Below are 24,662 nucleotides of genomic sequence, written 5' to 3'. Positions count from 1 at the left end.
ATGCGCGCGATGTGGCTCATCACCGCCAAGGACCTGCGCCAGCGGGTCCGGGACAAGTCGGTGTTCCTGCTGGCGATCGTGGTGCCGTTCGGGCTGGCGGCCATCTTCAGCCTGGTCTTCAAGGGCATCGACACCCAGGAGGCGCCCACGTTCGCGGTGGCCGACCAGGACCGGGGACAGATCGCGACGGCCTTCACCGAGCAGGTGCTCGGCACGCTGGAGCGGGAGGGCGTCATCCGGCTCAGGACGGTCGGCACCGAGCAGGAGGCGCTGGCCCTGCTCGAACGGGGCGAGGCGGACGCCGCGTACGTCATCCCCGGCGGCTTCAGCCAGGCCGTGCTGGGCGGGCACGCCACCTCCATGCGGCTGATCGGGGACGCGGACGCGGCGATCAGCTCCTTCGTGGCCCGCTCGGTGGCCGAGTCGTTCGTGGCCGACGTCCGATATGTGCGGGTGGCGCTGGCGACCAAGGGCGGCGGCACGCCCGAGGAGGCCCTGCGGGTGCCCGTACCGGTCACCGTCGAGGACCTCGCGGCGGAGCGGCGGCAGCTGTCGCTGGCGGAGAGCTTCTCGGCCGGGATGGCGGTGTTCTTCCTGTTCTTCACCGTGCAGTTCGGCTTCAGCTCGATCCTGGACGAGCGCCGTGACGGCACGCTGGCCAGGCTGCTGGCCGCACCCGTCTCCCGCTACACGATCGTCCTCGGCAAACTGCTGGGCGGGATCGTGGTCGGCGTGGTGAGCATGGCGGTGCTCGTCGTCGCCTCCACCCTGCTGCTGGGCGCGCAGTGGGGCGAGCCTCTCGGCGTGGGGGTGCTCGTGGTGGCGGGCGTGCTGGCGGCCACCGGGGTGATGGCCCTGGTGGCGACCGTGGCCACCACCGCCGAGCAGGCCGGGAACGTCCAGGCGGTGGTCGCGGTGCTGCTCGGCGTGCTGGGCGGCGTGTTCATCCCGGTCCAGCAGATGGGCGGCGCGTTCGCGGTGCTGAGCATGATCACCCCGCACCGCTGGTTCCTGGAGGGGCTGGCCGACCTGCACGGGGCGAACCCACCGGTCCTGGCCGCCGTGCCGACTCTGGCGCTGCTGGGCTTCGCCGCCGTCACGACCGGGATCGCGCTGCTGCGGGCGGGAAGGATGTTGCGGCCATGACGGCGATCGCCTGGGTCAACCTGATCCGGCTCTTCCGCGACCGGAGCAACTTCTTCTTCGTGATCATCTTCCCGATCGTGCTGATCATGGTGTTCGGCCTGTCGTTCGGCTCCGGCTTCACCCCGCGGCTGGGCGTCACCGACGTGCCGACCCTGGAGGCCGCCAGGCTGGTGGCGGCCCTGGAGGCGACGGGGCGGATGGAGGTGGTCCGGGTCGGCAGCGAGGCCGAGGCCCGCGACGGGGTGGAGCGCGGGCGGCTCGCCGCGGCGCTGCTCATCCCCGCGGGCTACGACCGCGCCCTGGCCTCCTACACCCCGGTCAAACTGCGCTTCGTGAGCCGCGACGACCCCGACGCGCTGCAGCTCGGCACCGCCGTCAGGTCCGTGGTGTCCGAGGCCACGATGCCCGCCAGGGCCGCGGCGTACGTACGCGAGGGCTCCTACGAGGAGCTCGCGCGCCGGGCGGAGCTCGTCAGCGTGCCCGGCATCACCGTCTCGTTCACCACGACCGGCAACGCCGCCGTACCGCAGAACGTCTCCAGCTTCGACATCGCCGCGACCTCGCAGCTCCTGCTGTTCACGTTCCTCACCTCGCTGACCGGCGCGGCAGCACTGATCGAGACCCGGCGGTTCGGGCTGTCGCGCAGGATGTACGCAACGCCGGTGTCGAGCGGCACGATCCTGCTGGGCGAGGCGGCCGGACGGGTGGCGGTGGCGCTGGCGCAGGGGCTGATCATCATGCTCGGATCGGGGCTGCTGTTCGGCGTGCGATGGGGGGACCCGCTCGGCGCGGGCGCGTTGCTGCTGGCGTTCTCGCTGGTGGGCGGCGGGGCGGCGATGTTCCTCGGCGCCGCGCTGCGTACCGAGCAGCAGGCGGTCTCCCTCGGCCTGCTGCTCGGCCTGGGTCTGGGCGCGATCGGCGGCGCCATGGTGCCCATCGACTTCTTCCCCGACACGATGCGGCAGGTCGCGCACGTCACCCCGCACGCGTGGGCTCTGGACGGCTTCGCCGAGCTGCTGCGCAGGAACGGCACGATCACCGACATCCTGCCGCAGCTCGGCGTCCTGGCCTGCTTCGCCGCGGCCTTCTTCGCCCTGGGCACCTGGCGCCTGCGCGCCGCCCTGACCCGCTAGGCGTTGTACCCGGCCCACGACCTCACCACGGAAGCTCCCGTGAATGGCCTGGTGACTGCCATGGCCACCTGCAAAACCGGTCATATTAGGACAAATATTCGCATGTAACTGGAAACCGGCGGATACCGTGACCGTATGGCCTTCGTGGGGGGTGCACAACGCCGGCCACGACCACCTTGACCACATGATCGACCGCCACCCCTTGGCGGTCACCGATCCGCAGCTTGAGCTCGCAGCAGGCGGCAGACCATCGGCTCCAGAACCACTCTCTGATTCTCACCCCGGGGCATCGCTCTTCCGACAGGCCATGCAGGCAGATCTCGACGTGCTGCGGGTCGCGGAGAAGGAGGGCAGCATGTGGCCGAAGGCCATCAGGCAGCGCCGGTCGTACCCGCGCTCCATCCGGGTGCGCTACGCCCTCGCCGTGGGAGCGCTGTTCCTGATGGTCCTCACGGCGGTCGGTGCTCTCATCTCCCTCAAGATCCGCACCAGCGTGGCGGAGGAGATCGCCGAGGACCTGCGCCTGGCCATCGTCGACTGGACCAGCGAGATGCGGCCCGGCTACATCCCGCCGCCCAGGCCGAGCATCCGCGCCAGATACCTCCAGCTCGTCGACTCCCGGGGGCGGGTGGTGGCGGCCAACCCGGCCGCGGCGGACAAGCCGCCGCTGACCATGGTCCACCCTCCCCCCGGTGACCGGCTACAGGACGTCACGATGTGCCCCTCGTGGGCCAGGGGCGGTTGCATTCTGGTCACGGCCCTGCGGTTCGACGCCGGCGCCGCCCGCCTGCTCTTCAACAGCCAGCCGCACTACATCTACGCCGGTGCGGAAGAGCCTCCCGCCCTGGCCATGCACTATCTGGAGGCCGGCATCACGACCGCGATCCTGTTCGCCTCCGCGACGGCAGCCTGGAGCACCTGGGTGGTGGTGGGCCGGACCCTGCAGCCGGTGCGGGCGATCAGCACGAAGATGCGCGAGGCCGCGGAGACGGACCTGAGCCTGCGGGTGCCGACGCCGCCGGGCAACGACGAGATCGCCGAGTTCGCCCATACCTCGAACATCTACCTCGATCGGCTGGAGAAGGCGGTGAAGGCGCAGCGCCGGTTCGCCTCCCTGGCCTCCCACGAGCTGAGGTCCCCGGTCGCCGCGCAGCACATCCAGCTGGAGGAGGCGCTGCTGTATCCGGACGAGGTGGACACGCGCGCGGCCCTGCAGCGTACGCTGCGCAGCACGGAACGCCTTGAGGCGATCATCGACGATCTGCTGGCCTACACGCGGGTCAAGGACGCCTGCCCCACGGCGTACCAGCCGCTCGACCTCGCCGACCTGGTGGAGGAAGAGGTGGCCGGTCTGCCCTCCGGCGGCACCCGGATCCGGCTGCAGGTGAGCGCCCGCCCGACCGTGCTGTGCTCGCGGGTGCAACTGGGCCGGGTGCTGACCAATCTGCTGGCCAACGCGCGACGGCACGCCCGGTCCCACATCGAGGTCACCGTCGAAGAGGTGGCCGGGCAGGCCGTGGTGAGCGTGCAGGACGACGGGGCCGGTGTCGCGCCCGAGGATCGCGAGCGCGTCTTCGACGCCTTCGTCCGGCTGCGGGAGGGGCAGCGCCTGGATCCGGGGGGCAGCGGGCTCGGGCTGGCCATCAGCCGGGAGACGGCCCTGGCCCACGGCGGGTCCCTCACCGTGGAGGACTCCCCGGTCGGAGCACGGTTCGTGCTACGGCTACCGGCGCGGGACCTGCCCGCCGGCCAGGAGGCCGGGGACCGGTCCGGCGACTGACAGCACACCCGGCAGGCCCGGCCGACACCTTTGCGGTGAAATGACGTGAATCAAAGGTCCAGGTGAGGTATCGGCGTCAATCATGCCGTCAATCGAGTCGTGCGTTTGGCCTTCCGCTACGGCGCGTGTGCTCGACTGGGCGCATGAAGGCTCGGCAAGATTGGTCGATCACCACCCGCATCACGGTTTTCGCCGGCGCGGTGGCGGTGCTGCTGTCGGCGATGCTGGGCGCGGCGGTGATGCTGGCGATCCACCGGTACGTGACGGCGGACCGCATGAGCGAGATCGCCGCGGACGGTGGCCGAGTGGCTCACGAGGTGGAGCACAACGACGTCAGTGTCCCCCTGGTCGAGCATTCCGACCGGAACATACAGGTTGTCGACCCCGCGGGCACGGTCGTCGCCGCGTCACCGCGGCTGCGCGGCAAACCGGTGATGGCCGGTTTCACCGCCGACGGCAGGACCATGTCCAGCCGCATCGTCTGCGGCGGGGGCTTGCCCGGCCACGACTGCAACATCGTGGTCGCGCAGTCGGCCTACCGGGCGGGACAGGACTGGACCGTCTACAGCTCGGGTCCCACGATCCCGCCCTACGTCACCCCGTGGCTGGCCGCGACCGTGCTCGGCGCCGCGGCGCTGATGGCCGCGGCGATCACCGCCCTTGGCCACCGGATCGTCACCGCCGCCCTCAAACCGGTGGCCGCCATCCGCAACGAGCTCGACCTGATCAGCGAGATCTGCCCGGACCGGCGGGTCCCCCATCCGCCGAGCCGCGACGAGATCCACGACCTGGCCGACAGCGTGAACCGTACCCTGGCGCGCCTGCACGCCGCGATGAGCCAGCAGCGCCATTTCACCTCGAACGCCTCGCACGAGCTGCGCACCCCCATCGCGGCGATCCGCGCCGAGGTCGAGGACGCCCTGTACGCGCCCGAGGAGACCACCGTGTCCAGGCTGGGCACCACCGTGCTGGGCAGCGTGGACCGGATCGAGGCGATCGTGGGCGACCTGTTGACCATGGCCCGGATGGAGGCGAGGCAGGCCCTGGACTCCGAGCCGATCGACCTGGCCGCGTTCGTGAGCGCAGAGTTCAGGAGCCGGCACGACACGCACAAGGAGTACGTCCACGCCCTGGAGCCCGGCGTGGTGGTGGCCGGCGACAGGGCGCAGCTCTCCCGCCTGCTCGCCAACCTCCTCGACAACGCCGAGCGGCACGCCGCCTCCACCGTCACCGTCCGCGTGTGCCGCGAGCACGGAGCCAAGCCGAACACCTTGCGGTTCCCCCATGGCGTCGCCCGGCTGGAGGTGCTCGACGACGGGGCCGGCATCGACGTGGACAAGCGTGAACTGGTCTTCCAGCGCTTCGCCCGCCTGGACACCGCCCGCGACAGAGGTGCCGGCGGGACCGGCCTGGGGCTGCCGATCGCCCGCCAGATCGCCCAGGCGCACGGCGGCACTCTCCAGATCGAGGACAGTTTCACCGGCGCGCGGTTCGTCCTGTGCCTCCCCCTGGCCGCCATGCCGCAGGCCGCGGACGGGAAGGCGGCGAGCCGCCCCGAAGGATCGGCCGCCCAGGACGCATAGGACGCCTGCCGAGGTGTCCACCGGCACTCTCGTCCGGGCATGCCGCATGCGGCTCATGAGTTCTCATTCGCCTCGACGCGCGGAGGACGGGCCCGGGGCTGTTCGCGCGCCTTGTCGAGGCGGCTCCGCAGCGTGGCGGCCAGGTCGCCGGCCGCGGTGATCTGGTCGGGGGACAGCGCGTCGACGAAGAGCTCGCGGATGGCGCGAAGGTGCGGGATGGAGGCCTTGCGGAAGGCGTCGGCGCCTTCGGTGGTGAGGACGATCTCCGCCCCCCGGCTGTCCGTGGCGCAGTTCTCGCGCCGCACCAGCCCGCGCCGTTCCATGCGTCCGAGGTGGTGGGACAGGCGGCTGCGCTCCCAGCCGATCGTCGCGGCGAGTTCGGAGGAGCGCAGCCCGCGTCCGTCCGCGTCGCTCAGCGCGAGCAGGACGGCGTAGTCGCCCGGCGACATGGACGACTCGCTCTGGAGACGTGCGGCCAGCTCCGCGCGCAGGGACTCGGTGGTCTCGATGAAGTCCCGCCAGATCCGTAGCTCCTCGCTCGTCGGCAACTGTCGCCTGCGCTGCGTCACGGCCGTCCCCTCCATTCACGAGTAATTGACATGTCAACGACTTCCGCAACATAATTGACATGTCAATCATCTCCGATCGGGTGACGGGACGCAACGTCCGCGGTCGGAACAGGAGGAATCGTGACCGTCGCCAGGATCGAACCCACCCGCTTCGAGGTGGGGCTCAACTCGTTCGGGAGCCCGGCGGCCACGCCACCCCGGTGCTCCTCGCCGACCTGCGGCTGAGCCGATTCGACGAGCCGGTCCGAGCCTGACACCCGACAACTCACGCACCCTCGAAAGAGACCCCCATGACCGACATCACCTTCGGGCTGGACACCTTCGGCGACGTGCCGGAGGACGACGCCGGAGTCCCCGTTTCCCACGCCGCGGCGATCCGCCAGGTCCTCGACGAGGCGCTGATCGCCGACGAGCTCGGCGTCGACGTGATCGCCCTGGGCGAGCACCACCGCCCCGAATATTCGGTCTCCACCCCGGAGACCGTGCTCGCCGGCATCGCGACGCGCACCTCCCGCATCCGCCTCGCCTCCGGCGTGACGGTGCTGAGCTCGGACGACCCGGTCCGGGTGTTCCAGCGCTTCGCGACCGTCGACGCGCTCTCGCGCGGCCGCGCCGAGGTGATCCTCGGACGCGGCTCCTTCACGGAGTCGTTCCCGCTGTTCGGCTACGATCTCGCGGACTACGACGTGTTGTTCGAGGAGAAGATCGAGCTCTTCGTCAAGCTGCTCGACGAGCGGCCCGTCACCTGGAGCGGCACCGTACGCGCCCCGCTCGAGAACGCCGACGTCTTCCCCAAGACCGAGTCGGGGCGCCTGAGCACGTGGGTCGGCGTCGGCGGTTCGCCCCAGTCGGTCGTCCGCACCGCCCGCTACGGGCTGCCGCTCATGTTGGCGATCATCGGCGGCGCCCCTGACCGGTTCGCCCCGCACATGGACCTCTACCGGCGGGCCGCGGACCAGTTCGGCACGACGGCGTACCCCGTCGGGATGCACTCACCGGGCTTCGTCGCGGACACCGACGAGGAGGCCAAGGAGAGGTTCTGGCCGGGGTTCAAGCTGATCCGCGACCGGATCGGCGCGTTGCGCGGCTGGCCGCCGGTACGCCGCGCCGAGTTCGAGGCCGAGATCGAGCACGGCTCCCTGTACATCGGCGCGCCCGAGACCGTCGCCCGCAAGATGGCGCGCGCGATCCGCCGCCTCGGCGTCGGGCGGTTCGACCTCATCTACAGCGCCGGCCCGCAGTCGACCGGCGCCCGGCTGAAGGCCGTCGAGCTGTACGGCGGCAAGGTGATCCCGATGGTCCGCGACATGCTCGCCGAGGGCCGGTGACGAGAATGCGGTACACCAGCACCCTGGAGCGGTCATGAACACCGGCGACGTCCGTACCATCGGCATCCTCGGCGCCGGCAAGGTCGGCACCGTCCTGGCCCGCCTGGCTCTCGCGGCCGGCTACCGCGTGCTCGTCGCGGGCTCCGGCGCCCCCGCGCGGATCGCCCTCATCGTCGAGGTCGTCACGCCGGGCGCGATCCCGGTGACCGCGGCGGAGGCCGCGGCCCAGGCGGACGTGGCCGTGCTCGCCCTGCCGCTCGGCAAGCACCGCGACGTCCCGGCGGAGGCGCTGCGGGGCAAGCTCGTGATCGACGCGATGAACTACTGGTGGGAGGTCGACGGCGTGCGCGACGACCTCACCGATCCGCGCGTGTCCTCCAGCGAGATCGTCCAGGAGTTCCTGTCCGGAGCCCGGGTCGTCAAGGCTTTCAACCACATGGGCTACCACGACCTCGAGGACGGCGCCCGGCCCGCGGGCACCCCCGGCCGCCGCGCGATCGCCGTCGCCGGCGACGACCCCGGCGACGTGGCGACCGTCGCCTCGATCGTGGACGCGCTCGGCTTCGACCCGGTGACCGCCGGGCCGCTCGCCGAGGGCGTGCGCATGGAGCCGGGCACCGAGCCGTTCGGCGCGAACGTCGACGCCGCCGAGCTGCGCGCCATGCTCGCCCGCTTCCCCGAGTCACCGCGCGGCCGCGCGGTGCTCCAGGCGCGCGGCGGGGCCCTGTCGTGAGGGTCGCCACCGGGCCGCGGCCGGACGAAGGCTACGGCAGGGCGGCGACCAGCTCCTGAACGGGCTTGCGGGCCCCGGTGTAGAACGGGATCTCCACCCGGGTGTGCCGCCGGGCCTGCGCCCCCCGGAGCGTACGCATGAGGTCGACGATCCGGTGCAGCTCGTCTGCCTCGAACGCCAGCATCCACTCGTAGTCGTTGAGCGAGAAGCAGGCCACGGTGTTGGCCCGCACGTCGGGATAGTCGCGCGCCATCCGACCGTGCTCGGCCAGCATCGCCCGCCGCTCGGAGTCCTCCAGCAGGTACCACTCAAGGGAGCGGACGAACGGGTAGACGCTCACGTAGGCCCGCGGCTCCTCCTCGGCGAGGAAGGCCGGGACGTGCGACTTGTTGAACTCGGCCGGCCGGTGCAGCGCCATCGCCGACCAGACGGGCCTGGTGTGCCGCCCCAGCTCGGTGCGCCGGAACCTGGCATAGACGTCCTGGAGGTCCTCCGGCGTGGGAGCGTGCCACCAGAACATCAGGTCGGCGTCGGCCCGGAACCCGGCGACGTCGTAGACCCCCCTGGTCACGACGTCCTTCCCGGCCGCCTGGTCGAGCAGCTCCTGGACCTCCGCCGCCAGGTCGTCGCGGTTGCCCGGGCACGGCTCGGTCACCTGGAAGACCGACCACATCGTGTAACGGATCACCTGGTTGAGATCGCGGGCCTTCGGCCGCGCTGCGCCCTCTGTCATGCTGCTCATTCTCCTCTCAGAGCCAGGTGGTCCAGAATCCGGGCGGCGGCCGTGCGGGCCGTGCCGATGCACGCGGGGATCCCGATGCCGTCGTAGGCCGCGCCGCACACGGCCAGCCCCGGCTGCACGGCCACGGCGGCGCGCACCCTGGCCACCCGGTCGAGGTGGCCCACGTTGTACTGCGGCAACCCTCCGCCCCAGCGGGTGACCCGGCTGTCGACCGGCAGGCCGCGCGCGACCATCACGTCGGCCATCTCGGCCATGGCCAGCGAGACCAGCTCGGCGTCCTCGCGCTGGAGCAGGTGCTCCTCGCCCAGCCGGCCGATCGAGCAGCGCAGGATCACCAGCTCCTTGGTCAGGTGGGGCCACTTCACCGAGCTGAACGTGACCGCCTTGACCGGCCGCCGCTCCACCGGCGGCACCAGGTAGCCGCTGGTGGCCGGCGGCTCGGGGAAGGCGTCGAGCGGGTACGCCAGCGTGACGACGGCCATGCTCGCGTACTGGATCCGGGCCAGCTCGCTCGCCGCCTTGGGCGCCTCGGCCTTGAGCAGCCTGGCGGAGGCGGCCCCGGGCGTGGCCACGATCACCGCGTCCGCCTCGATGACCTCGGGCTTCGGCACGGGCCCGGCGACCAGCCGCCAGCCGGCCTCGGTGCGGTGCAGCTCGCGTACGGTGACGCCGGTCCTGACGTCCGCTCCCGACGCCTTGGCGACCGCCTCGGGCAGGCCGCCGACGCCGCTCTTCGGCGCCGTGAAGAGCGGCCCGGCGTCCTTCGGGGTCTCCTCGACGAGGTGCCTGGCCGCGCTCAGCAGCGAGCGCTCGGAGCGTGCCACCGCCGCCACGCGCGGCATCGTGGCCTCCAGCGACAGCATGTCGGCCCGGCCCGCGTAGACGCCGCCGAGCAGCGGCTCGACCAGCCGGTCCACGATCTCGGCGCCCATCCTGGCGCGGATGTAGGCGGCCACGGACACGTCGGTGCGCACGAGCGTCGGCGGCAGGATCTGGTCGAGCGGCACGCGCAGCAGGCCGCCGGGCGAGATGATCCCCGACTTCGCCAGCTCGGTCAGGTCGGAGGGCACGCCCATGACCTGCCCCTTCGGCAGGTGGCGCAGCGCGCCCCTGGTGTAGACGGCCGAGCGCGCGGTGCCGGGGAAGACCAGGTCGTCGCCGAGCCCGACCGCCCTGGCCAGGTCTTTGCCCTCGGGCCGCCTGGCCAGCATGGCCTCGGCGCCCGCGTCGACGCTCACCCCGGCGACCTCCGAGGTGTACAGCTTGCCGCCGATGCGCGGCGAGCCCTCGAGGACCGTCACCTTGACCCGCTCGCCCGCGCCCTGGCGGAGATACCACGCGGCGGCGAGGCCGGAGATCCCCGCGCCGACGACGACCACGTGCGCCCGTTTCCCTTCCACGCCTCCTGACGCTACCGCCTCAGCGGGTCGGGCAGCAGTTCGGGGCATGTGACCGGACCGTGATTCATCCCATCAAACCGGCACGATCCTGAGGCCGTCATATGGACATGACCAGATTCCGGTACGGCATCGCGCTCTCGGGGGCCTGCGCGGCCTTGTTACTCACCGGCTGCGGCGGGGGCGGGTCCCTCAACTCCAGCACCTCCGATTCGGCCGGCGCACCGGCCGCCGAGTCCGGCGGCGCCGCCCGTGAGGAGAGCGTCCAGAGGGAGCAGCTGTCGCGGGGCAAGGACGGCATCGTCGCGAACGTCAAGGTCACCCAGCAGGAGCGGCAGGTCATCTACACCGGGACCATGACCGTACGCGCCAAGCAGGTGAGCACGGCCGTGCAGCAGGCCAAGCAGATCGTCACCGCGGCCGGCGGCTACCTGTCGCGGGAGGAGACCAACTCGGCCAGCGACACCCGGGACACCGCCACGCTGGTCTTCAAGATCCCGCCCCCGAAATACTCGGAGATGCTGGGGCGGCTCGGCAAGGATCTGGGCAAGCAGCTGTCGATGAACCAGGGCACCCAGGACGTCACCCTGAAGGTGGCCGACGTGGAGAGCCGGCTGAGGTCGGCGCAGCAGTCCCTGGAGTCGCTGCGCGCGCTGCTGAAGAAGGCCGACACGATCGGGCAGGTGCTGGAGGTCGAGCGGGAGATCTCGGCCCGGGAGTCCGATCTGGAGTCGTTGCAGGCGCAGCAGAAGGAGCTGGCCACGCAGGTCGCCATGGCCACGCTGACGCTGCGGCTGGTGGGGCCCGTCGCCGTGGTCGAGGACCCGGCCGAGGAGCCGGCCGGTTTCTTCGGCGGCCTGAAGTCCGGCTGGCAGGCTTTGGTCACGTTCACGAAGGTGGCGCTCACCGTGATCGGGGCGCTGCTGCCGTGGCTGGTCTTCTCCTCGCCGCTGATCGTGCTGTTCGTCTGGCTCGTACGGCGGAACCGCCGCAGGCGCCCGCCCCGTCCGACGCAGCCCCCTCCGCCCGGTCCGACGCCGCACGGTCCGCCTCCGGCGCAGCCCGGCACGCAACCGGCCACGACCGCCTAGTCGCGCGGCCGCTCAGCTCGCGCGGCCGTGCTCGTGGACCAGGTCGGTCAGGCGCTTGAGCTGGTCGGGGTCCGTCGAGGGGAGCACGCCGTGCCCCAGGTTGAACACGTGACCCTCGGCCGCCTCGCCCCGGCGCAGCACCTCGCGGGCCTTGCGCTCGACGACCTCCCACGGCGCCAGCAGGATCGCCGGGTCCAGGTTGCCCTGCAGCGCCCTGCCCGGGCCGACCCGGCGGGCCGCCTCGTCGAGCGGGACCCGCCAGTCCACGCCCACCACGTCGGCGCCGGCCTCGCCGAGCACCCCGAGCAGCTCGCCGGTGCCCACGCCGAAGTGGATGCGGGGCACGCCCGCGACGGCCTCGAAGATGCGGCGGGTGTGGGGCAGGATGAACTCCCGGTAGTCGTCCGGCGCCACCGCCCCCACCCACGAGTCGAAGAGCTGCACCGCCGAGGCCCCGGCCGCGATCTGGATGCGCAGGTGCTCAAGGACGATGTCCGACAGCCGCTCCATCAGCGAGTGCCACAGCTCGGGGGCGCCGTACATCATGGCCTTGGTGCGGTCGTGGTTCTTCGACGGGCCGCCCTCGATCAGATAGGAGCCGAGCGTGAACGGCGCCCCGGCGAAGCCGATCAGCGGGATGCCGCCGAGCTCGCCGGTCAGCGCCCTGATGGACTCGGTGACGTAGGGCACGTCGCCGGGCTCCAGCGGGCGCAGCGCGTCGAGGCCCTTGGCGTCGCGGATGGGGTCGGCCACGACCGGGCCGACGCCCGGCTTGATGTCGAGGTCGATGCCGATGGCCTTGAGCGGGACCACGATGTCACTGAAGAAGACGGCCGCGTCGACGCCGTAGCGGCGGACCGGCTGCATGGTGATCTCGACGATCAGGTCGGGCGTCGCGCACGCGGTGAGCATCGGCACACCCTCGCGGACCTTCAGGTATTCCGGCAGTGACCGCCCGGCCTGTCGCATGTACCAGACAGGGGTGTGCGGGACGGGCTGGCGGCGGCAGGCACGCAGGAACGCTGAGTCGGCGAGGTTCACCACACCAGGGTGCCATGCAGGGGGGCCGGTCATGACACCGGTGCGAGGTGTCGGAAAAAGATGCATTGGATACCCCAAATCATGATCAGATAGCCAGATGAAGGTTTACCGGTCTGCTCGGCATCGGCAGCGCACACGGGTCGAACACACCCCATGCCCGCCCAGAGAGCCGGTCTCGACTGGGCCAAATGTTCCCCAAGCCACCGCGCGGCATCGATTCAGCGACCACTTTCGGGACACGCCGAGCGCGTTGCGGGGAATTGTCAGCGGCTCGTGCCAACGTCGGAGCCACGACCCGAAGAAAGGCCCCGGTTCGATGACTCGTGCGATGACCGCGTTGTGGAGTTCCCCAGAGCGCCGCAGTGAGCACTGCCCTTCCTGCGCCGGTGAGCGGCCGTTCGAGCAGCCGCCGTGCCTCGACGGTCACGAACCGGGCGAGTGCCCCGAGTGGGCCTGCGCCGACTGCGGCCACGCGATCCTGCTCGGCGCCGCGGAGTCCACCCGCCCGGTTCGCCAGCTGGTTACGGCAGCGGCTTGATCACGAAGGATGAGCACCCCCGTGGTCCCCTTCCGCCCGTCTTCGACCTACGCTTCGGCTATGACACTCGGTGACCAGCCACCGCCGCCCGCCGCGTTCACCCGCGCGGCGGAGAGCCTGCGGCGGACCGAGGTCAGGCCGGAGATCGAGCTCGAGGACCTGCCCGCGCCGCAGCGGCTGGCCCCCTACGCGGCCGCCATCGGCGCGTCGGTCTACCGCGACGACGACGAGCTCGCGGTCGGCCGGCTGATCCTGCTCTACGACCCCGAGGGCCAGCGGGGTTGGGAGGGCCCGTTCCGGCTGGTGGCCTACGTCCGGGCCGACATGGAGCCGGAGATCACCTCCGACCCGCTGCTCGGGCCCGTCGCCTGGAGCTGGCTGACCGAGGCTCTGGAGGCGCATCAGGCCGACTACTCCGCCGCTGGCGGTACGGTGACAAGAGCCGTGTCCGAGGGCTTCGGCAACAAGGCCGACGACCCGGTCACGACCGAGCTCGAACTGCGGGCCTCATGGTCACCCGCGCAGGAGGATCTCTCCGGCCATGTCGCCGCCTGGTGCGACCTGATGTGCCTGGCGGCGGGCATGCCGCCGCTCCCGCCCGACGTGGCCGCCCTGCCCCGCAGACGTGATGATCCGGAGAGTGACCGAACGAAGTGAGGGCACCAGTCAAGACAGCACCAGCGTCATGAGGTCGGTGAACTCATGACAGAAGAACGCACTGTGGAGCCGCTGCTCGAGCCACGCGAGGGCATCCCTCCGGTCGTCGCCGACGCCGCAGGTCTGGCCGAGGTGGTGGACAGGTTCGCCGCGGGCAGCGGCCCCGTCGCGGTGGACGCCGAGCGCGCGTCCGGCTACCGCTATGGCAACCGCGCCTACCTCGTGCAGCTGCGCCGGGCGGGGGCGGGCACCGCGCTGATCGACCCGATCGGGTGCCCCGACCTGTCCGGGCTCGACCGGGCCGTGTCCGGGGCGGAGATCGTGCTGCACGCGGCCTCCCAGGATCTGCCGTGCCTGATGGAGGTCGGGTTCAAGCCGCGCGAGATGTTCGACACCGAGCTGGCCGGCCGGCTGCTCGGCTACGAGCGGGTGGGGCTCGGCACGATGGTCGAGACCGTGCTCGGGCTGCGGCTGGAGAAGGGCCACTCGGCGGCCGACTGGTCCACCAGGCCGCTGCCGGAAGACTGGCTGCGCTACGCCGCGCTCGACGTGGAGGTCCTGGTCGAGCTGCGTGACGTGCTCCACCAGGAGCTGACCGACAGCGGGAAGCTGGAGTGGGCGCGCGAGGAGTTCGCGGCCGTGCTCAACACGCCGCCGCCCGCGCCCAGGTCCGACCCCTGGCGGCGCACCTCGGGCATCCACAAAGTACGCAACGTGCGCGCCCTGGCCATCGTGCGCGAGCTGTGGACCATGCGCGACCGGATCGCCCGCGAGGCCGACCTCGCGCCCGGCCGGGTGCTGCCCGACGCGGCGATCGTCACCGCCGCGCTGGAGGGACCCCGCACCAAGAAGGCATTGACCGAAATTTCGGCATTCACTGGCAGAAGTGCGCGCAGGCACATGAGCGACTGGCTCGCTGCGGTGGCCAAGGCCCGTGGCCTGCCCGACGGCCAGCTGCCCCAGCCCAGCACGCCCGGCGACGGCCCGCCGCCGCCCAACCGCTGGGCCGACCGCGATCCGGCCGCCGCCAAGCGCCTGGCCGCGGCCCGCGCCGTGGTGGCCGCGCTGGCCGACGAGCACCACATGCCGACGGAGAACCTGCTGCAGCCCGACGCCGTACGCAGGCTCACCTGGGAGCCGCCCGCGGAGATCACCGACGAGAGCGTGACCGCCCGGCTGCGCGAGCTCGGGGCCCGCGAGTGGCAGCTCTCCCTGGCCGCCCATCCCATCGCCAAGGCCCTGGCCAGGCTGGAGATGCGCGGCGAGCTCTAGGCTCGCACCGGGTGCACTCACCCGCGGTCGAGGCCCACCTGAGGTTCGCGCTACTTGACGCCCTCGGTGGCCCGGCCGTACGGTTCGGGAAAGCGCTTTCCCCATGTTTTGCCTGAAGGGATCCTCATGAGCGTGCGCACCATCGGCGTCGTGATGAACGGCGTCACCGGACGGATGGGCTACCGCCAGCATCTGGTCCGTTCCGTCCTGGCCATCAACGAGCAGGGCGGTGTGACGCTCTCGGACGGCTCCAGGATCAACCTCAAGCCAGTGCTGGTCGGACGCAATGCCGACAAACTTGCAGATATCGCCGCTAAGCATGGAATTTCGGATTTCACCACGGACCTCGACGCGGCCCTCGCCGACGACGACAACCTGATCTACTTCGACGCCCAGGTCACCAGCGCCCGGGTGAAGGCCGTGCTGAAGGCCATCGAGGCCGGCAAGCACATCTACGCCGAGAAGCCGACGGCCGAGTCGACGCAGGAGGCCATCGCGCTGGCCGAGGCCGCCACGGCCAAGGGCGTCAAGAACGGCGTCGTGCAGGACAAGCTCTTCCTCCCCGGCCTGCTCAAGCTGAAGCGGCTGATCGACGGCGGCTTCTTCGGCCGGATCCTGTCGGTGCGCGGCGAGTTCGGCTACTGGGTGTTCGAGGGCGACTGGCAGGAGGCGCAGCGCCCGTCCTGGAACTACCGGGCCGAGGACGGCGGCGGCATCGTGCTCGACATGTTCCCGCACTGGCACTACGTGATGGAGAACTTGTTCGGCCGGGTCCAGTCCGTCTACGCCCAGGCTGTGACGCACATTCCGGCACGCGTCGACGAGCAGGGGAACACGTACCAGGCCACCGCCGACGACGCCGCGTACGGGATCTTCGAGCTGGAGGGCGGCATCGTCGCCCAGATCAACTCCTCCTGGACCGTCCGCGTGAACCGGGACGAGCTGGTGGAGTTCCAGGTGGACGGCACCCACGGCAGCGCCGTGGCGGGCCTGCGCAACTGCCGCGTCCAGCACCGCTCGGCCACCCCCAAGCCCGTCTGGAACCCGGACCTGCCCGCCACGGCGCGCTTCCGCGACGGCTGGCAGGAGGTGCCGGACAACGCGGAGTTCGACAACGGGTTCAAGATCCAGTGGGAGGCGTTCATCCGGCACGTGGTGGAGGACGCACCCTTCCCGAACGACTTCGCCTCGGGCGCGCGCGGCGTCCAGCTCGCCGAGCTGGGGCTGCGCTCGAACGCCGAGGGCCGCAGGATCGAGGTGCCCGGGCTGTGAGGATCGACCTTCCCGGCATCGGCGCCTACACCCTGAGCGAGCCGACGACCTGGCCGGTCGTCGGGACGCCGGCGTCGAGCCGCATCGTGTACGCCGCCGCCCACGTCGTGGCCGACCCGCTGGGCGACAACACGCCCGGCTCCCCCGCCGCCGTCGACTGGGACGCCACGCTGCGCTTCCGCCACCACCTGTGGTCGCACGGCCTGCGCGTCGCCGACGCCATGGACACCGCCCAGCGCAACATGGGCCTGGACTGGGCGGCCACCAAGGAGCTCATCCGGCGCAGCGCCGCGGAGGCCCGCTCGTACGGCGACCCGGCGACGCTGGTGGCCTGCGGCGCGGGCACCGACCACGCGCCCGGGGCCGGCGACCTGAACACGATCACCGCCGCGTACGCCGAGCAGATCGAGACCGTGCAGTCCGCCGGCGCCGGCGTGATCGTCATGGCCTCCCGCCAGCTCGCCCGGGTGGCCACGGGCCCCGCCGACTACCACCAGGTGTACGGCAAACTGTTCGGCCTGGCCGACCGCCCGGTCATCCTGCACTGGCTGGGCGAGATGTTCGACCCGAACCTGGCCGGCTACTGGGGCTCGCGCGACGTGGCGGCGGCCACGGAGTCGTTCCTGGAGCTGATCCACGCCCACGCCGCGATGGTGGACGGCGTGAAGGTGTCGCTGCTGGACGAGGAGCACGAGATCGGGCTGCGCGCGGCGCTGCCCGAGGGCGTCAGGCTGTACACGGGCGACGACTTCAACTACCCGTCGCTGATCAGGTCGGGCTCGCACGCGCTGCTGGGCATCTTCGACGCCATCGCCCCGGCGGCCGCGGCGGCGCTCCAGGTGCTGGACGCGGCCGAGGCGGCACGTGACGAGGCGGACCGGGAACGGCTGCTGGCCTCGTACGACGAGATCCTCGCCCCGACCGTGCCGCTGTCGCGCAAGATCTTCGAGACGCCCACGTACAACTACAAGACCGGCATCGTCTTCCTGGCCTGGCTGAACGGTCACCAGGACGCGTTCGCCATGGTGAACGGCGCCCAGTCGGCCCGCTCGCTGCTCCACCTGTCGGAGGTGTTCCGCCTGGCCGACCGGGCCGGGCTGCTGGCCGACCAGGAGCTGGCCGTGCGCCGCATGAAGTCCCTGCTGGCGGTGAACGGGCTGTGAGCGAGGGAACCACGGGACGCGGCAGCCTCTCGCTGAACCAGTGGACGACCCGGCGCTGGTCGCTGGCCGAGGCCGTGGACGGGTGCGTGCGGCACGGCCTGGAGTCGATCGGGCTGTGGCGGGAGAAGGTCGCCGAGCAGGGGCTCGCCGAGAGCGTCAAGCTGGTGCGGTCGGCCGGGCTGCGGGTGTCGTCGCTGTGCCGGGGCGGCTTCCTGACGGCGGGCGGGCTGCCCGGCGAGGAGGGCCGTACGGCCTTCGCCAGGGCGCTGGAGGACAACCGGCGGGCCATCGACGAGGCGGCCGAGCTGGCGGCGGCCTGCCTGGTGATGGTGGTGGGCGGCCTGCCCGGCGTGCGGCCGGGAGAGGCGCTGCCCGCCGCGGGGCCGGCCGGCGGCTTCACGCGCGACCTGGCCGGGGCCCGGGAGCGGGTGGCCGAGGCGCTGGCGGAGCTGGCGCCCTATGCCGGTGAGCGGGGGGTGAAGCTGGCCCTGGAGCCGCTGCACCCGATCTACTGCCCGGACCGCGCGGTGCTGTCCACGCTGGCGCAGGCGCTGGAGCTGAGCCTGGCCCACCCGGAGGAGCAGGTCGGCGTGGTGGTCGACACGTTCCACGTGTGGTGGGACCCGCGGTTGTTCGAGGACATCGCGCGGGCCGGGAGCCGGATCGCCGGCTACCAGGTGTGCGACTACCTGCACCCGCTGCCGGAGGACGTGCTGCTGGGGCGGGGCATGATGGGCGACGGCGTGATCGACTTCCGGCCGATCACGCGGGCGGTCCAGGCGGCCGGGTACACCGGTGACGTCGAGGTGGAGATCTTCAACGCCGACGTCTGGGCCGCCGACCCCGACGAGGTCGTGGCCACGATGAAAGCCCGCTACGAGGACGTGGTGCTGCCCGCGTGACCCCGGACGGAGCGGCGTGCGATCGCGCCGCCGCTCCCTCCCGCACGCGAGCCCGCCGCTCCCTTCCCTCACCCTCACTGGTCCGGCCGGTCCCAGACCAGCAGGTAGCGGCGCAGCAGCAGGCGGCGGTAGCGGCAGCCGGGCAGCTCCTCGCGGGCCAGCCGCCCGGTCTCGGCCCACGACAGGACGGGCGGCGTGCCGGGCACGGCCTGGCCCGGCCCGCTCTTGGGGCCGTGCCGCAGTTGCAGCAGGCGGGAGACGACCTGGGCGGTGCCGCTGATGACCCAGTCGCTGGGCGAGCGGTTCAACGCCAGGCCGATGACCACCAGCCGCCCGCCCGGCGCCAGCAGCCGGGCCAGGGCCCGCGCGGACTGCCGGAACTCGGCGTGGTGGGTGACGGCGACGGCGCTGATGAAGTCGTACTTGCCCTCGGGGAGCAGGCCGTGCGGGTCGTCGAGGTAGTCCGCCGTCACGAAGGAGACGTTGTCCAGGTGACCGTGGCGCTCGCAGGCCAGGGCGACCGCCTCCGGTGACCGGTCGGCGGCGGTCACGTCCGGTACGCGGGCGGCCAGCTTGCTCGCCAGCAGCCCGTCGCCGCAACCGATGTCGAGCGCCCGCCCGCAGCCCCGGGGCACGAGCTTCATGACCAGGCTCTGGTAGTGAACGTTGTGGTTCCAGTAGGGCTCGGACATTCGATCACCATAGCGCCGGCGGCGTTGCGCTATGACGGGATCGTCACCGTTCCGGCCGCGCCGTTCACCGTGATCTCCTGGCCCGAGGAGATGCGGTCGACGGCGTGGGGCACGCCGACGACTGCCGGGATGCCGTACTCCCTGGCCACCACCGCGCCGTGCGACATCGCGCCGCCCATCTCCATCACCAGCCCGCCGGCGGTCAGGAACAGCGGCGTCCAGCCGGGGTCGGTCGAGGGGCAGACGAGGATCTCGCCCGGTTCCAGGTGCGCGCCGACGGGGTCGAGCACGACCCGGGCGATGCCCGTGACCGTGCCGGCCGAGGCCGCCGTGCCCGTCAGGGCGCCGTCCGCGGCCGGCTGCGCGAGGGCCTCGGGCTCGGTGCCGTCGGAGAGCAGCACCCGGGGCACGTGCCTGCGGCGCCGCTCCTGCTCGTACGCCGCCCGCCGCCCGGCCACCAGCTCCCGCAGGTCTCCCCCGCCCAGCGCGGCCCGGGTCTCCCGCAGGTCCAGGAAGAACACGTCCCCGGCCGAGTCCAGCACGCCGAGGCCCACCAGGTGCTCGCCGACCGCGAGCAGGCTGCGCCGGACCGCCGCGATCGTCTTGACCAGGTAGAACTTGGGCAGCTCGCGCAGCCCGGCGTACCGGCGCGTACGCCCGAGCCCGAAGCGCACGACGGCGGCCCGCCACCGTCCCCTCCCCCGCGCCCTCGACGCCACGCGGGCGATCGCGGTGCGCGCCTCCCGCGCGCCCCTGGCGAACAGCGCGTCGGGCGCGAGGTCGGCCGCGCCGTCCATGCGCAGGTAGTTGGCCAGCACGCCGAGGATGTGCGCGGGCTCCTCCGACCACCTCGGCACGCCGACGTCGATCTCGGCGACGCCACGGTGGCCGTACTTGTCCAGGAACGCGGTGATCTCGCGCTGGGCGACCGGCGGGAGCCCGCCCTCCTGGTAGAGGCGCACCAGCTCGGCCACCGTCCGCTCCTTGAACGGCGCCGGCTCGACGCGGGTGGCCAGCTCCCACAGCTCCAGGTCCATCTCCGTGGTCGGGTTGTGCGGCACGCTGCGCAGGACGTCGCTCATCTCGTTCACCGGCACGCCGGAGAGCTTCGACGCCAGCGCGAACAGCGCGTAGCCGGTGACCGCGGTCGGCATGATCGAGATGATCAGCGGGAATGTGCCGGCGAGCACGCGTTCGGCGTGGTCGAGGCGCTGTGCCGGGGTGGCGGTGGCGGGCACCCGCAGCCGCCGGTCGAGCTCCTCGCCGAGCCGGACGGTGTCCGCGACCGCCTTGGCCGGCCTGGTCAGGGCCGTCAGGACGCGGGCGGGAACGCGGACGCGGCGGGCGAAGCGCCCGAGGCCGCGCAGGAAGGGGCGCAGGGAGGTGTGCGCCAGCGTGAGGCGCGGGTCCTCGAACAGCCCCTCCATGATGGTCACGGCCCGCGCCTCGCCGAGCGTCAGCATGCGCGGGAGGATGGCGCGGCCGGGACGGCTGCGTACGACGGTCGTGAGGTCGAGCCAGATTCGCTCCCCCGAGGCGGTGAGGAAGGGCGCGCCGTCGAGGGGGTCGGCGGGGGCATGCCCGGCCAGGCCCGCCCCGCCCGCGCTGATCACCCGGAACACCGACTGCCCCATCGGCGTGAGCGGCCCCATGACGCCCTGCACGACGTTGACCGAGAAGTACACCCGCAGCCCCGGCCTGGGCCGCTCGGGCAGCGGGTAGAGCGTGGTGATCGGCCTGGACTGGGTGAGCCAGAGGGTGCCGTCGCGGTCGACGGCCCACTCGGTGTCCTGCGGGGCGCCGTAATGGTCCTCGACGCGGGCGCCCAGCGCGGCCAGCCGGCGCACCTCGTCGTCGGTCAGGCAGAGACCGTCGTGGGAGGTCTCTACGCGTTCGGTGCCGCCGCCGGGCAGGGAGCGGATGGCCAGCAGCTTGTCGCCGGCGTGCCGTTCGAGGATCTCCCCGTCGAAGACGCGGAAGCGGTCGGGGTTCACGGCGCCGGAGACGACGGCCTCGCCGAGCCCGGGGCTGGCGTCGATCACGGCCTCGCGCCGCCGCCCGGTCACCGGGTTGGCGGTGAACATCACGCCCGCCACCTGCGCCTCCACCATCTCCTGGACGACCACCGCCAGCCGCACCGAGGCGTGGTCGATGCCGTTGGACTCGCGGTAGGCCACGGCCCGGTCGGTCCAGAGCGAGGCCCAGCAGCGGCGTACGGCCTCCACCACCGCCTGCGCGCCCACCACGTTGAGGAAGGTGTCCTGCTGGCCGGCGAAGCTGGCGAACGGCAGGTCCTCCGCCGTGGCGGAGGACCTGACCGCGACGGGCACGTCGTCGCCGAGCGCGGCGTACGACTTCACGATCTCCTCCCGCACGGCCTCCGGCACCGGAGCCTGCAGTAAGTGCCGCCTGGCCCGCTCGGCCAGCCCCTCGCCGCCGGTCTCCAGGCCCTGCGCGACCTGGCGGTACGCCTCCGTGGTGAGCACCCAGCCGGGCGGCACGGGCAGCCCGGCCCGGGTCAGCTCGCCGAGGTTGGCGGCCTTGCCACCCACCTCGGCCAGCATGCCCGCGTCGATCTCGGTGAAGTCCAGGGCCGTCTTCATCGAATGCACTCCTGCCGTTCAGCGTCCTGTCACCAGTTTCACGCTTCCCGGGCAGAAATTCAACACTTGATGAATCAAGGTTCCAGGGGAACGCCGTCCAGGTCCCACGCGGGGTCGAGGGCGACGCCCAGCACGGCCAGGGCCGTCGGTCCCACGTCCACCAGCCGGGGGGCGCCGAGCGAGCGGCCGCCCAGGTCCTCGCCGAGCCGGTTCACGATCACGAACACCGTGCGCTCCTCGTCCGTGGTGCCGCCGTGCCCGCCCTCGTCCACGTGGCCGTGGTCGGTCGTGACCAGCACGGTCCAGCGCTCCCCGGGGTACGCGGGCCGGGCGCGGATCGCGTCGAGCAGGCGGCCCAGGTAGGCGTCCTGGGCCTTGAGGGCGGCGGCGTACTCGGGGCAGTGGGGGCCGAGGTCGTGGGCCACCTCGTCGGTGTCGCCCAGGTAGACGAACACGGCGTCCGGGTCGTCCTCGGACAGGTGGCGCTCGGCGGCGTCGGCGACCTGGGCGTCGGCCTCGGCCCAGCCGACGGCGTACCCGTCGAGGACGAACCTGCGGTCGATCGACGGGCCGAAGGCGCCATGCTCGGCGAGGGCCGCCCACGAGAAGAACGCCGAGGTGGTCAGGTGGGGGCGAGCGGTCTTGGCCCGAGTCAAGAAGTCCGGATATTTCGCGAACTGGGCGCTCGCGAAGCCGTTGTCGACGACGCCGTGCTTGTCGGGCCAGGCGCCGGTGGCGATGGAGGACCAGCCGGGGCCCGAGTCGGTACGCGACCTGATCACCCGGCCGCCGTCGCCGGGCTCGGGGGTCTTGGGGACGACCTCTCCAGGGGATTCCGTGCGCGGGGTGCCGGCCTCGCCGTAGGGGAGCTTGCTGGTGCCGTACGCACCGGAGGACATCAACCCGGCCAGCACGGGGGCGTCCAGGGCGATCAACCGGTCGAACCGCAGGCCGTCCATGCCGATGACGAGCACCTTGCTGCTAAATGCGGACATCCCCCCATCTAAGCGGTTAAGGGGCGAAACGCCGCACCCACTCCCCCGCACCCGGCAGGATCTCCTCGACCGGTGCCACCTGCGGATACCACGTACGCTCCCACTCCAGCGACACCCAGCCGTCGTAACCCGCGCCGCGCAGCAGCTCCCCCGCCTCGTCCAGCGGCACCGACCCCGTCCACATGGGCACCGGCGTGGTGTCCTGAGCCGAGACGGCGTCCTTGATCTGCACGTAGGACAGGTGAGGGCCCAGCGCGGCCAGCGAGCGCGCCGGCGGCTCGCCGTGGCGCCACGGGTGCAGCAGGTCCCAGATCGCGCCGGTGGTCTCGGGGCAGCCCGCCGCGTCGAGCAGCGCGGCCACGGCGGCGCAGGTCGCCATGCTGTCGTGCGTCTCGACGAGCACGCGGCGGCCGAGGTCGCCGGCCGTACCGGAGACCGCCTTGAGCCTGCGGGCGCCCACGGTCACGTCGTCGCCGCGCGGGAACACCCGCACGCCGGGCGCGCCGAGGTCGGCGGCGAGCCGCAGGTCGGCGAGGAGCGCCTCGACGACCGGCCCGTCCGGCCCCGGCTCGCAGATGCCGACATATCCGGCGAGAGCCGCGATCTCCAGCCCCGCGCTCTCGACCCGCTCCCGCACGGCCCGCCGCTCTGCCGCGCCGAGCCCGGCGTGCACGCCGGTGTCCGGATGCAGGCGCAGCTCCAGCCCCTGGCAGCCCTGCTCCACCGCGATCTCGATCGTCCTGTCCAGGCCCTCGCCGGGCATCCCCAGCGTGCTGACCGCCAGCTTCACGCCATCCTCCGCACGCTCTCCCGCAGGACGACCTCGCCGGCGACCTGCTCGACCACCACGGGCTCGTCCTCGTTCAGCGCCAGCTCCAGCGCCCGCGCCCCCATGTCCTTCAACGGCAGCCGCACGGTCGTCAGCGCGGGCACGTGATCACGCAGAGTGACGATGTCGTCGAACCCGGCCACCGACACGTCCTCGGGCACCCTGATCCCGCGCTCGCGGCAGGCCGCCAGCGCCCCCACCGCCATCACGTCGTTGACCGCGAACACGCACGTCGCGTCCCCGACCTGCTGGGCCGCGGCATAACCACCGTCGCGGTCGAACGGCCCGTGGATCACCTGCGGGGCCGGCAGCCCCAGCTCGTCGAGCGCGCCGGCGAAACCGGCGCACCGGTCGGCCGCCGTCACCAGGTGCGGCGGCCCGGCCAGCACCGCGAAGCGCGTGTGCCCCAGCCCGGCCAGCGCCCGGGCCAGCTCCGCCGCCCCTTCCCTGTTGGCCGGCGCGACGGTGTCCACGCCGAGGAGATCCTGCCCCACGCAGGCCGCCCGGCCGCCGCCCGCCTGGTATCGGGCCAGCTCGTCGCGCAGGCGGCCGGTGACGGCCGGGTCGGCGACCCGCGAGCCGACCAGCAGCACGGCCCGGACGCGCTGGGCGTTCAGGGTGGCGACGTAAGCGATCTCCTGCTCGGGGTCGCGATGCGTGGTGCCCACCATGACCAGCAGCCCCTCGGTCGCCGCCGCCCGCATCGCCCCGTCGGCCAGGGCCGCGAAGTAGGGGTCGGTCAGGTCGTGCACGACGATGCCGATGACGTTGCTCGCCCCGCGGGCCAGCGTCTGGGCGGCGATGTTGGCACGGTAGCCGAGCTCGTCCGCGGCCTGCTCGACGCGTGCCCGCAGGGCCGCGCCCACCTGGCGGGTGCTGCCGTTGAGCACCCGCGAGGCGGTCGCGAGCGAGACGCCCGCCTGCTTGGCGACGTCTTCCAGCGTGACCACGTTGACCTCCCCGGAAAGCGGTTTCCCAGTCTGCCAGACCGGCACCTGGATCCGCATCCTGCCACGCCCGGCCTCAGGCCGCACGCTCACCGGGCCCGGCCCCGGGGAAGGCCGGACGACGCCCCCGCCACCCCGCCCGGGCCGGAAGCCTCCCCTGGACGGGGACGCCTCCCGCCGGGAGCCGGGGTGCGGGGGCCGGGCGGTCAGGCCCAGGGGTGGGTCAGACCCGGGAGCGGGTCAGGCCCA

At 72.3% G+C, this 24,662-nt stretch carries 21 protein-coding genes; 12 read left to right on the top strand and 9 right to left on the bottom strand.

Annotated features, from left to right (window positions below; all coding sequences use genetic code 11):
- The 4 genes from ACTWPW_RS08040 to ACTWPW_RS08025 all read left to right on the top strand — a co-directional run bounded on the left by ACTWPW_RS08040 (position 1) and on the right by ACTWPW_RS08025 (position 5,642).
- Positions 1-1,146, top strand: coding sequence for an ABC transporter permease (locus ACTWPW_RS08040; RefSeq protein ID WP_443168320.1), 1,146 nt, complete (start codon positions 1-3; stop codon positions 1,144-1,146).
- On the top strand, positions 1,143-2,279 hold the full coding sequence (locus ACTWPW_RS08035; RefSeq protein ID WP_443168319.1) for an ABC transporter permease: 1,137 nt from the start codon (positions 1,143-1,145) through the stop codon (positions 2,277-2,279). The genes ACTWPW_RS08040 and ACTWPW_RS08035 overlap by 4 nt, the downstream gene beginning before the upstream one ends.
- A gap of 307 nt (positions 2,280-2,586) precedes the next feature.
- Positions 2,587-4,059 (top strand): sensor histidine kinase, encoded by a 1,473-nt coding sequence (locus ACTWPW_RS08030; protein WP_443168318.1) that lies wholly within the window; start codon positions 2,587-2,589, stop codon positions 4,057-4,059.
- A 143-nt stretch (positions 4,060-4,202) separates the two neighbouring features.
- Positions 4,203-5,642 carry a sensor histidine kinase gene (locus ACTWPW_RS08025; protein WP_443168317.1) on the top strand — a complete coding sequence of 480 codons (1,440 nt, stop codon included), beginning with the start codon at positions 4,203-4,205 and terminating at the stop codon, positions 5,640-5,642.
- A gap of 53 nt (positions 5,643-5,695) precedes the next feature.
- Here ACTWPW_RS08025 and ACTWPW_RS08020 read toward each other — a convergent pair whose 3' ends face one another.
- A complete protein-coding gene (locus tag ACTWPW_RS08020) occupies positions 5,696-6,211 on the bottom strand; it encodes a MarR family winged helix-turn-helix transcriptional regulator (protein WP_443168316.1) in 516 nt (171 codons plus the stop codon).
- A gap of 290 nt (positions 6,212-6,501) precedes the next feature.
- Between ACTWPW_RS08020 and ACTWPW_RS08015 the strand changes: the two genes are divergently transcribed.
- Positions 6,502-7,539 (top strand): LLM class flavin-dependent oxidoreductase, encoded by a 1,038-nt coding sequence (locus ACTWPW_RS08015; protein WP_443168315.1) that lies wholly within the window; start codon positions 6,502-6,504, stop codon positions 7,537-7,539.
- Between the two features lie 34 nt (positions 7,540-7,573).
- Positions 7,574-8,272 carry an NADPH-dependent F420 reductase gene (locus ACTWPW_RS08010; RefSeq protein WP_443168314.1) on the top strand — a complete coding sequence of 233 codons (699 nt, stop codon included), beginning with the start codon at positions 7,574-7,576 and terminating at the stop codon, positions 8,270-8,272.
- Between the two features lie 31 nt (positions 8,273-8,303).
- Here ACTWPW_RS08010 and hemQ read toward each other — a convergent pair whose 3' ends face one another.
- Together hemQ and hemG are read right to left on the bottom strand one after the other, a co-directional pair.
- A complete protein-coding gene (gene hemQ, locus ACTWPW_RS08005; RefSeq protein ID WP_375115578.1) occupies positions 8,304-9,005 on the bottom strand; it encodes a hydrogen peroxide-dependent heme synthase in 702 nt (233 codons plus the stop codon).
- A gap of 5 nt (positions 9,006-9,010) precedes the next feature.
- A complete protein-coding gene (gene hemG / locus ACTWPW_RS08000) occupies positions 9,011-10,414 on the bottom strand; it encodes a protoporphyrinogen oxidase (protein ID WP_443168313.1) in 1,404 nt (467 codons plus the stop codon).
- Between the two features lie 107 nt (positions 10,415-10,521).
- On the opposite strand from hemG, the gene ACTWPW_RS07995 reads away from it, so the two are divergent.
- Positions 10,522-11,502, top strand: a complete 981-nt coding sequence (locus ACTWPW_RS07995) for a DUF4349 domain-containing protein (RefSeq protein WP_443168312.1) — start codon at positions 10,522-10,524, stop codon at positions 11,500-11,502.
- Positions 11,503-11,514: 12 nt separating this feature from the next.
- Here the strand turns inward: ACTWPW_RS07995 and hemE are convergent, their stop codons facing one another.
- A complete protein-coding gene (hemE, locus tag ACTWPW_RS07990; protein ID WP_443168311.1) occupies positions 11,515-12,576 on the bottom strand; it encodes a uroporphyrinogen decarboxylase in 1,062 nt (353 codons plus the stop codon).
- A 565-nt stretch (positions 12,577-13,141) separates the two neighbouring features.
- Here hemE and ACTWPW_RS07985 point away from each other — a divergent pair.
- From ACTWPW_RS07985 to ACTWPW_RS07965, 5 genes are all read left to right on the top strand, one after another.
- A complete protein-coding gene (locus ACTWPW_RS07985) occupies positions 13,142-13,738 on the top strand; it encodes a DUF3000 domain-containing protein (RefSeq protein ID WP_375115582.1) in 597 nt (198 codons plus the stop codon).
- A gap of 45 nt (positions 13,739-13,783) precedes the next feature.
- Positions 13,784-15,010, top strand: a complete 1,227-nt coding sequence (locus tag ACTWPW_RS07980; protein ID WP_375115583.1) for an HRDC domain-containing protein — start codon at positions 13,784-13,786, stop codon at positions 15,008-15,010.
- A 126-nt stretch (positions 15,011-15,136) separates the two neighbouring features.
- Positions 15,137-16,282, top strand: coding sequence for a Gfo/Idh/MocA family protein (locus tag ACTWPW_RS07975; protein WP_364114954.1), 1,146 nt, complete (start codon positions 15,137-15,139; stop codon positions 16,280-16,282).
- Positions 16,279-17,445, top strand: a complete 1,167-nt coding sequence (locus ACTWPW_RS07970; protein ID WP_443168310.1) for a dihydrodipicolinate synthase family protein — start codon at positions 16,279-16,281, stop codon at positions 17,443-17,445. The genes ACTWPW_RS07975 and ACTWPW_RS07970 overlap by 4 nt, the downstream gene beginning before the upstream one ends.
- Positions 17,442-18,347, top strand: a complete 906-nt coding sequence (locus ACTWPW_RS07965) for a sugar phosphate isomerase/epimerase family protein (RefSeq protein WP_375115585.1) — start codon at positions 17,442-17,444, stop codon at positions 18,345-18,347. The genes ACTWPW_RS07970 and ACTWPW_RS07965 overlap by 4 nt, the downstream gene beginning before the upstream one ends.
- A 74-nt stretch (positions 18,348-18,421) precedes the next feature.
- Here the strand turns inward: ACTWPW_RS07965 and ACTWPW_RS07960 are convergent, their stop codons facing one another.
- From ACTWPW_RS07960 to ACTWPW_RS07940, 5 genes are all read right to left on the bottom strand, one after another.
- On the bottom strand, positions 18,422-19,039 hold the full coding sequence (locus tag ACTWPW_RS07960) for a class I SAM-dependent methyltransferase (RefSeq protein ID WP_443168309.1): 618 nt from the start codon (positions 19,037-19,039) through the stop codon (positions 18,422-18,424).
- Between the two features lie 29 nt (positions 19,040-19,068).
- Positions 19,069-21,642 (bottom strand): PEP/pyruvate-binding domain-containing protein, encoded by a 2,574-nt coding sequence (locus ACTWPW_RS07955; RefSeq protein WP_375115587.1) that lies wholly within the window; start codon positions 21,640-21,642, stop codon positions 19,069-19,071.
- A 74-nt stretch (positions 21,643-21,716) separates the two neighbouring features.
- The gene (locus tag ACTWPW_RS07950) at positions 21,717-22,637 is read right to left on the bottom strand and encodes an alkaline phosphatase family protein (protein WP_443168308.1); all 921 of its coding nucleotides are present in this window, start codon (positions 22,635-22,637) and stop codon (positions 21,717-21,719) included.
- 16 nt (positions 22,638-22,653) lie between these two features.
- Positions 22,654-23,427, bottom strand: coding sequence for a sugar phosphate isomerase/epimerase family protein (locus tag ACTWPW_RS07945; protein WP_443168307.1), 774 nt, complete (start codon positions 23,425-23,427; stop codon positions 22,654-22,656).
- Positions 23,424-24,416: a LacI family DNA-binding transcriptional regulator gene (locus tag ACTWPW_RS07940; protein ID WP_364114940.1), complete on the bottom strand. Its 993-nt coding sequence runs from the start codon at positions 24,414-24,416 to the stop codon at positions 23,424-23,426. The genes ACTWPW_RS07945 and ACTWPW_RS07940 overlap by 4 nt, the downstream gene beginning before the upstream one ends.
- Between the last annotated feature and the right edge of the window lie 246 nt (positions 24,417-24,662).

The organism is Nonomuraea sp. KM90, from assembly GCF_052246675.1.
Classification (GTDB): Bacteria; Actinomycetota; Actinomycetes; order Streptosporangiales; family Streptosporangiaceae; genus Nonomuraea.
The sequence above is the reverse complement of the archived record's forward strand: the minus strand, read 5'-3'. Positions and strand labels throughout refer to the sequence as shown.

What these genes read in the sequence shown, in the direction of transcription:
- ACTWPW_RS07955 (WP_375115587.1), bottom strand. Translation starts at nt 21,642, where the DNA reads ATGAAGACGGCCCTGGACTTCACCGAGATCGACGCGGGCATGCTGGCC.
- ACTWPW_RS08030 (WP_443168318.1), top strand. Translation starts at nt 2,587, where the DNA reads ATGCAGGCAGATCTCGACGTGCTGCGGGTCGCGGAGAAGGAGGGCAGC.
- ACTWPW_RS07980 (WP_375115583.1), top strand. Translation starts at nt 13,784, where the DNA reads ATGACAGAAGAACGCACTGTGGAGCCGCTGCTCGAGCCACGCGAGGGC.
- ACTWPW_RS08035 (WP_443168319.1), top strand. Translation starts at nt 1,143, where the DNA reads ATGACGGCGATCGCCTGGGTCAACCTGATCCGGCTCTTCCGCGACCGG.
- hemE (WP_443168311.1), bottom strand. Translation starts at nt 12,576, where the DNA reads ATGACCGGCCCCCCTGCATGGCACCCTGGTGTGGTGAACCTCGCCGAC.
- ACTWPW_RS07950 (WP_443168308.1), bottom strand. Translation starts at nt 22,637, where the DNA reads ATGTCCGCATTTAGCAGCAAGGTGCTCGTCATCGGCATGGACGGCCTG.
- ACTWPW_RS07960 (WP_443168309.1), bottom strand. Translation starts at nt 19,039, where the DNA reads ATGTCCGAGCCCTACTGGAACCACAACGTTCACTACCAGAGCCTGGTC.
- ACTWPW_RS07985 (WP_375115582.1), top strand. Translation starts at nt 13,142, where the DNA reads ATGACACTCGGTGACCAGCCACCGCCGCCCGCCGCGTTCACCCGCGCG.
- ACTWPW_RS08015 (WP_443168315.1), top strand. Translation starts at nt 6,502, where the DNA reads ATGACCGACATCACCTTCGGGCTGGACACCTTCGGCGACGTGCCGGAG.
- ACTWPW_RS08040 (WP_443168320.1), top strand. Translation starts at nt 1, where the DNA reads ATGCGCGCGATGTGGCTCATCACCGCCAAGGACCTGCGCCAGCGGGTC.
- ACTWPW_RS08025 (WP_443168317.1), top strand. Translation starts at nt 4,203, where the DNA reads ATGAAGGCTCGGCAAGATTGGTCGATCACCACCCGCATCACGGTTTTC.
- ACTWPW_RS07975 (WP_364114954.1), top strand. Translation starts at nt 15,137, where the DNA reads ATGAGCGTGCGCACCATCGGCGTCGTGATGAACGGCGTCACCGGACGG.
- ACTWPW_RS08010 (WP_443168314.1), top strand. Translation starts at nt 7,574, where the DNA reads ATGAACACCGGCGACGTCCGTACCATCGGCATCCTCGGCGCCGGCAAG.
- ACTWPW_RS07995 (WP_443168312.1), top strand. Translation starts at nt 10,522, where the DNA reads ATGACCAGATTCCGGTACGGCATCGCGCTCTCGGGGGCCTGCGCGGCC.
- hemQ (WP_375115578.1), bottom strand. Translation starts at nt 9,005, where the DNA reads ATGACAGAGGGCGCAGCGCGGCCGAAGGCCCGCGATCTCAACCAGGTG.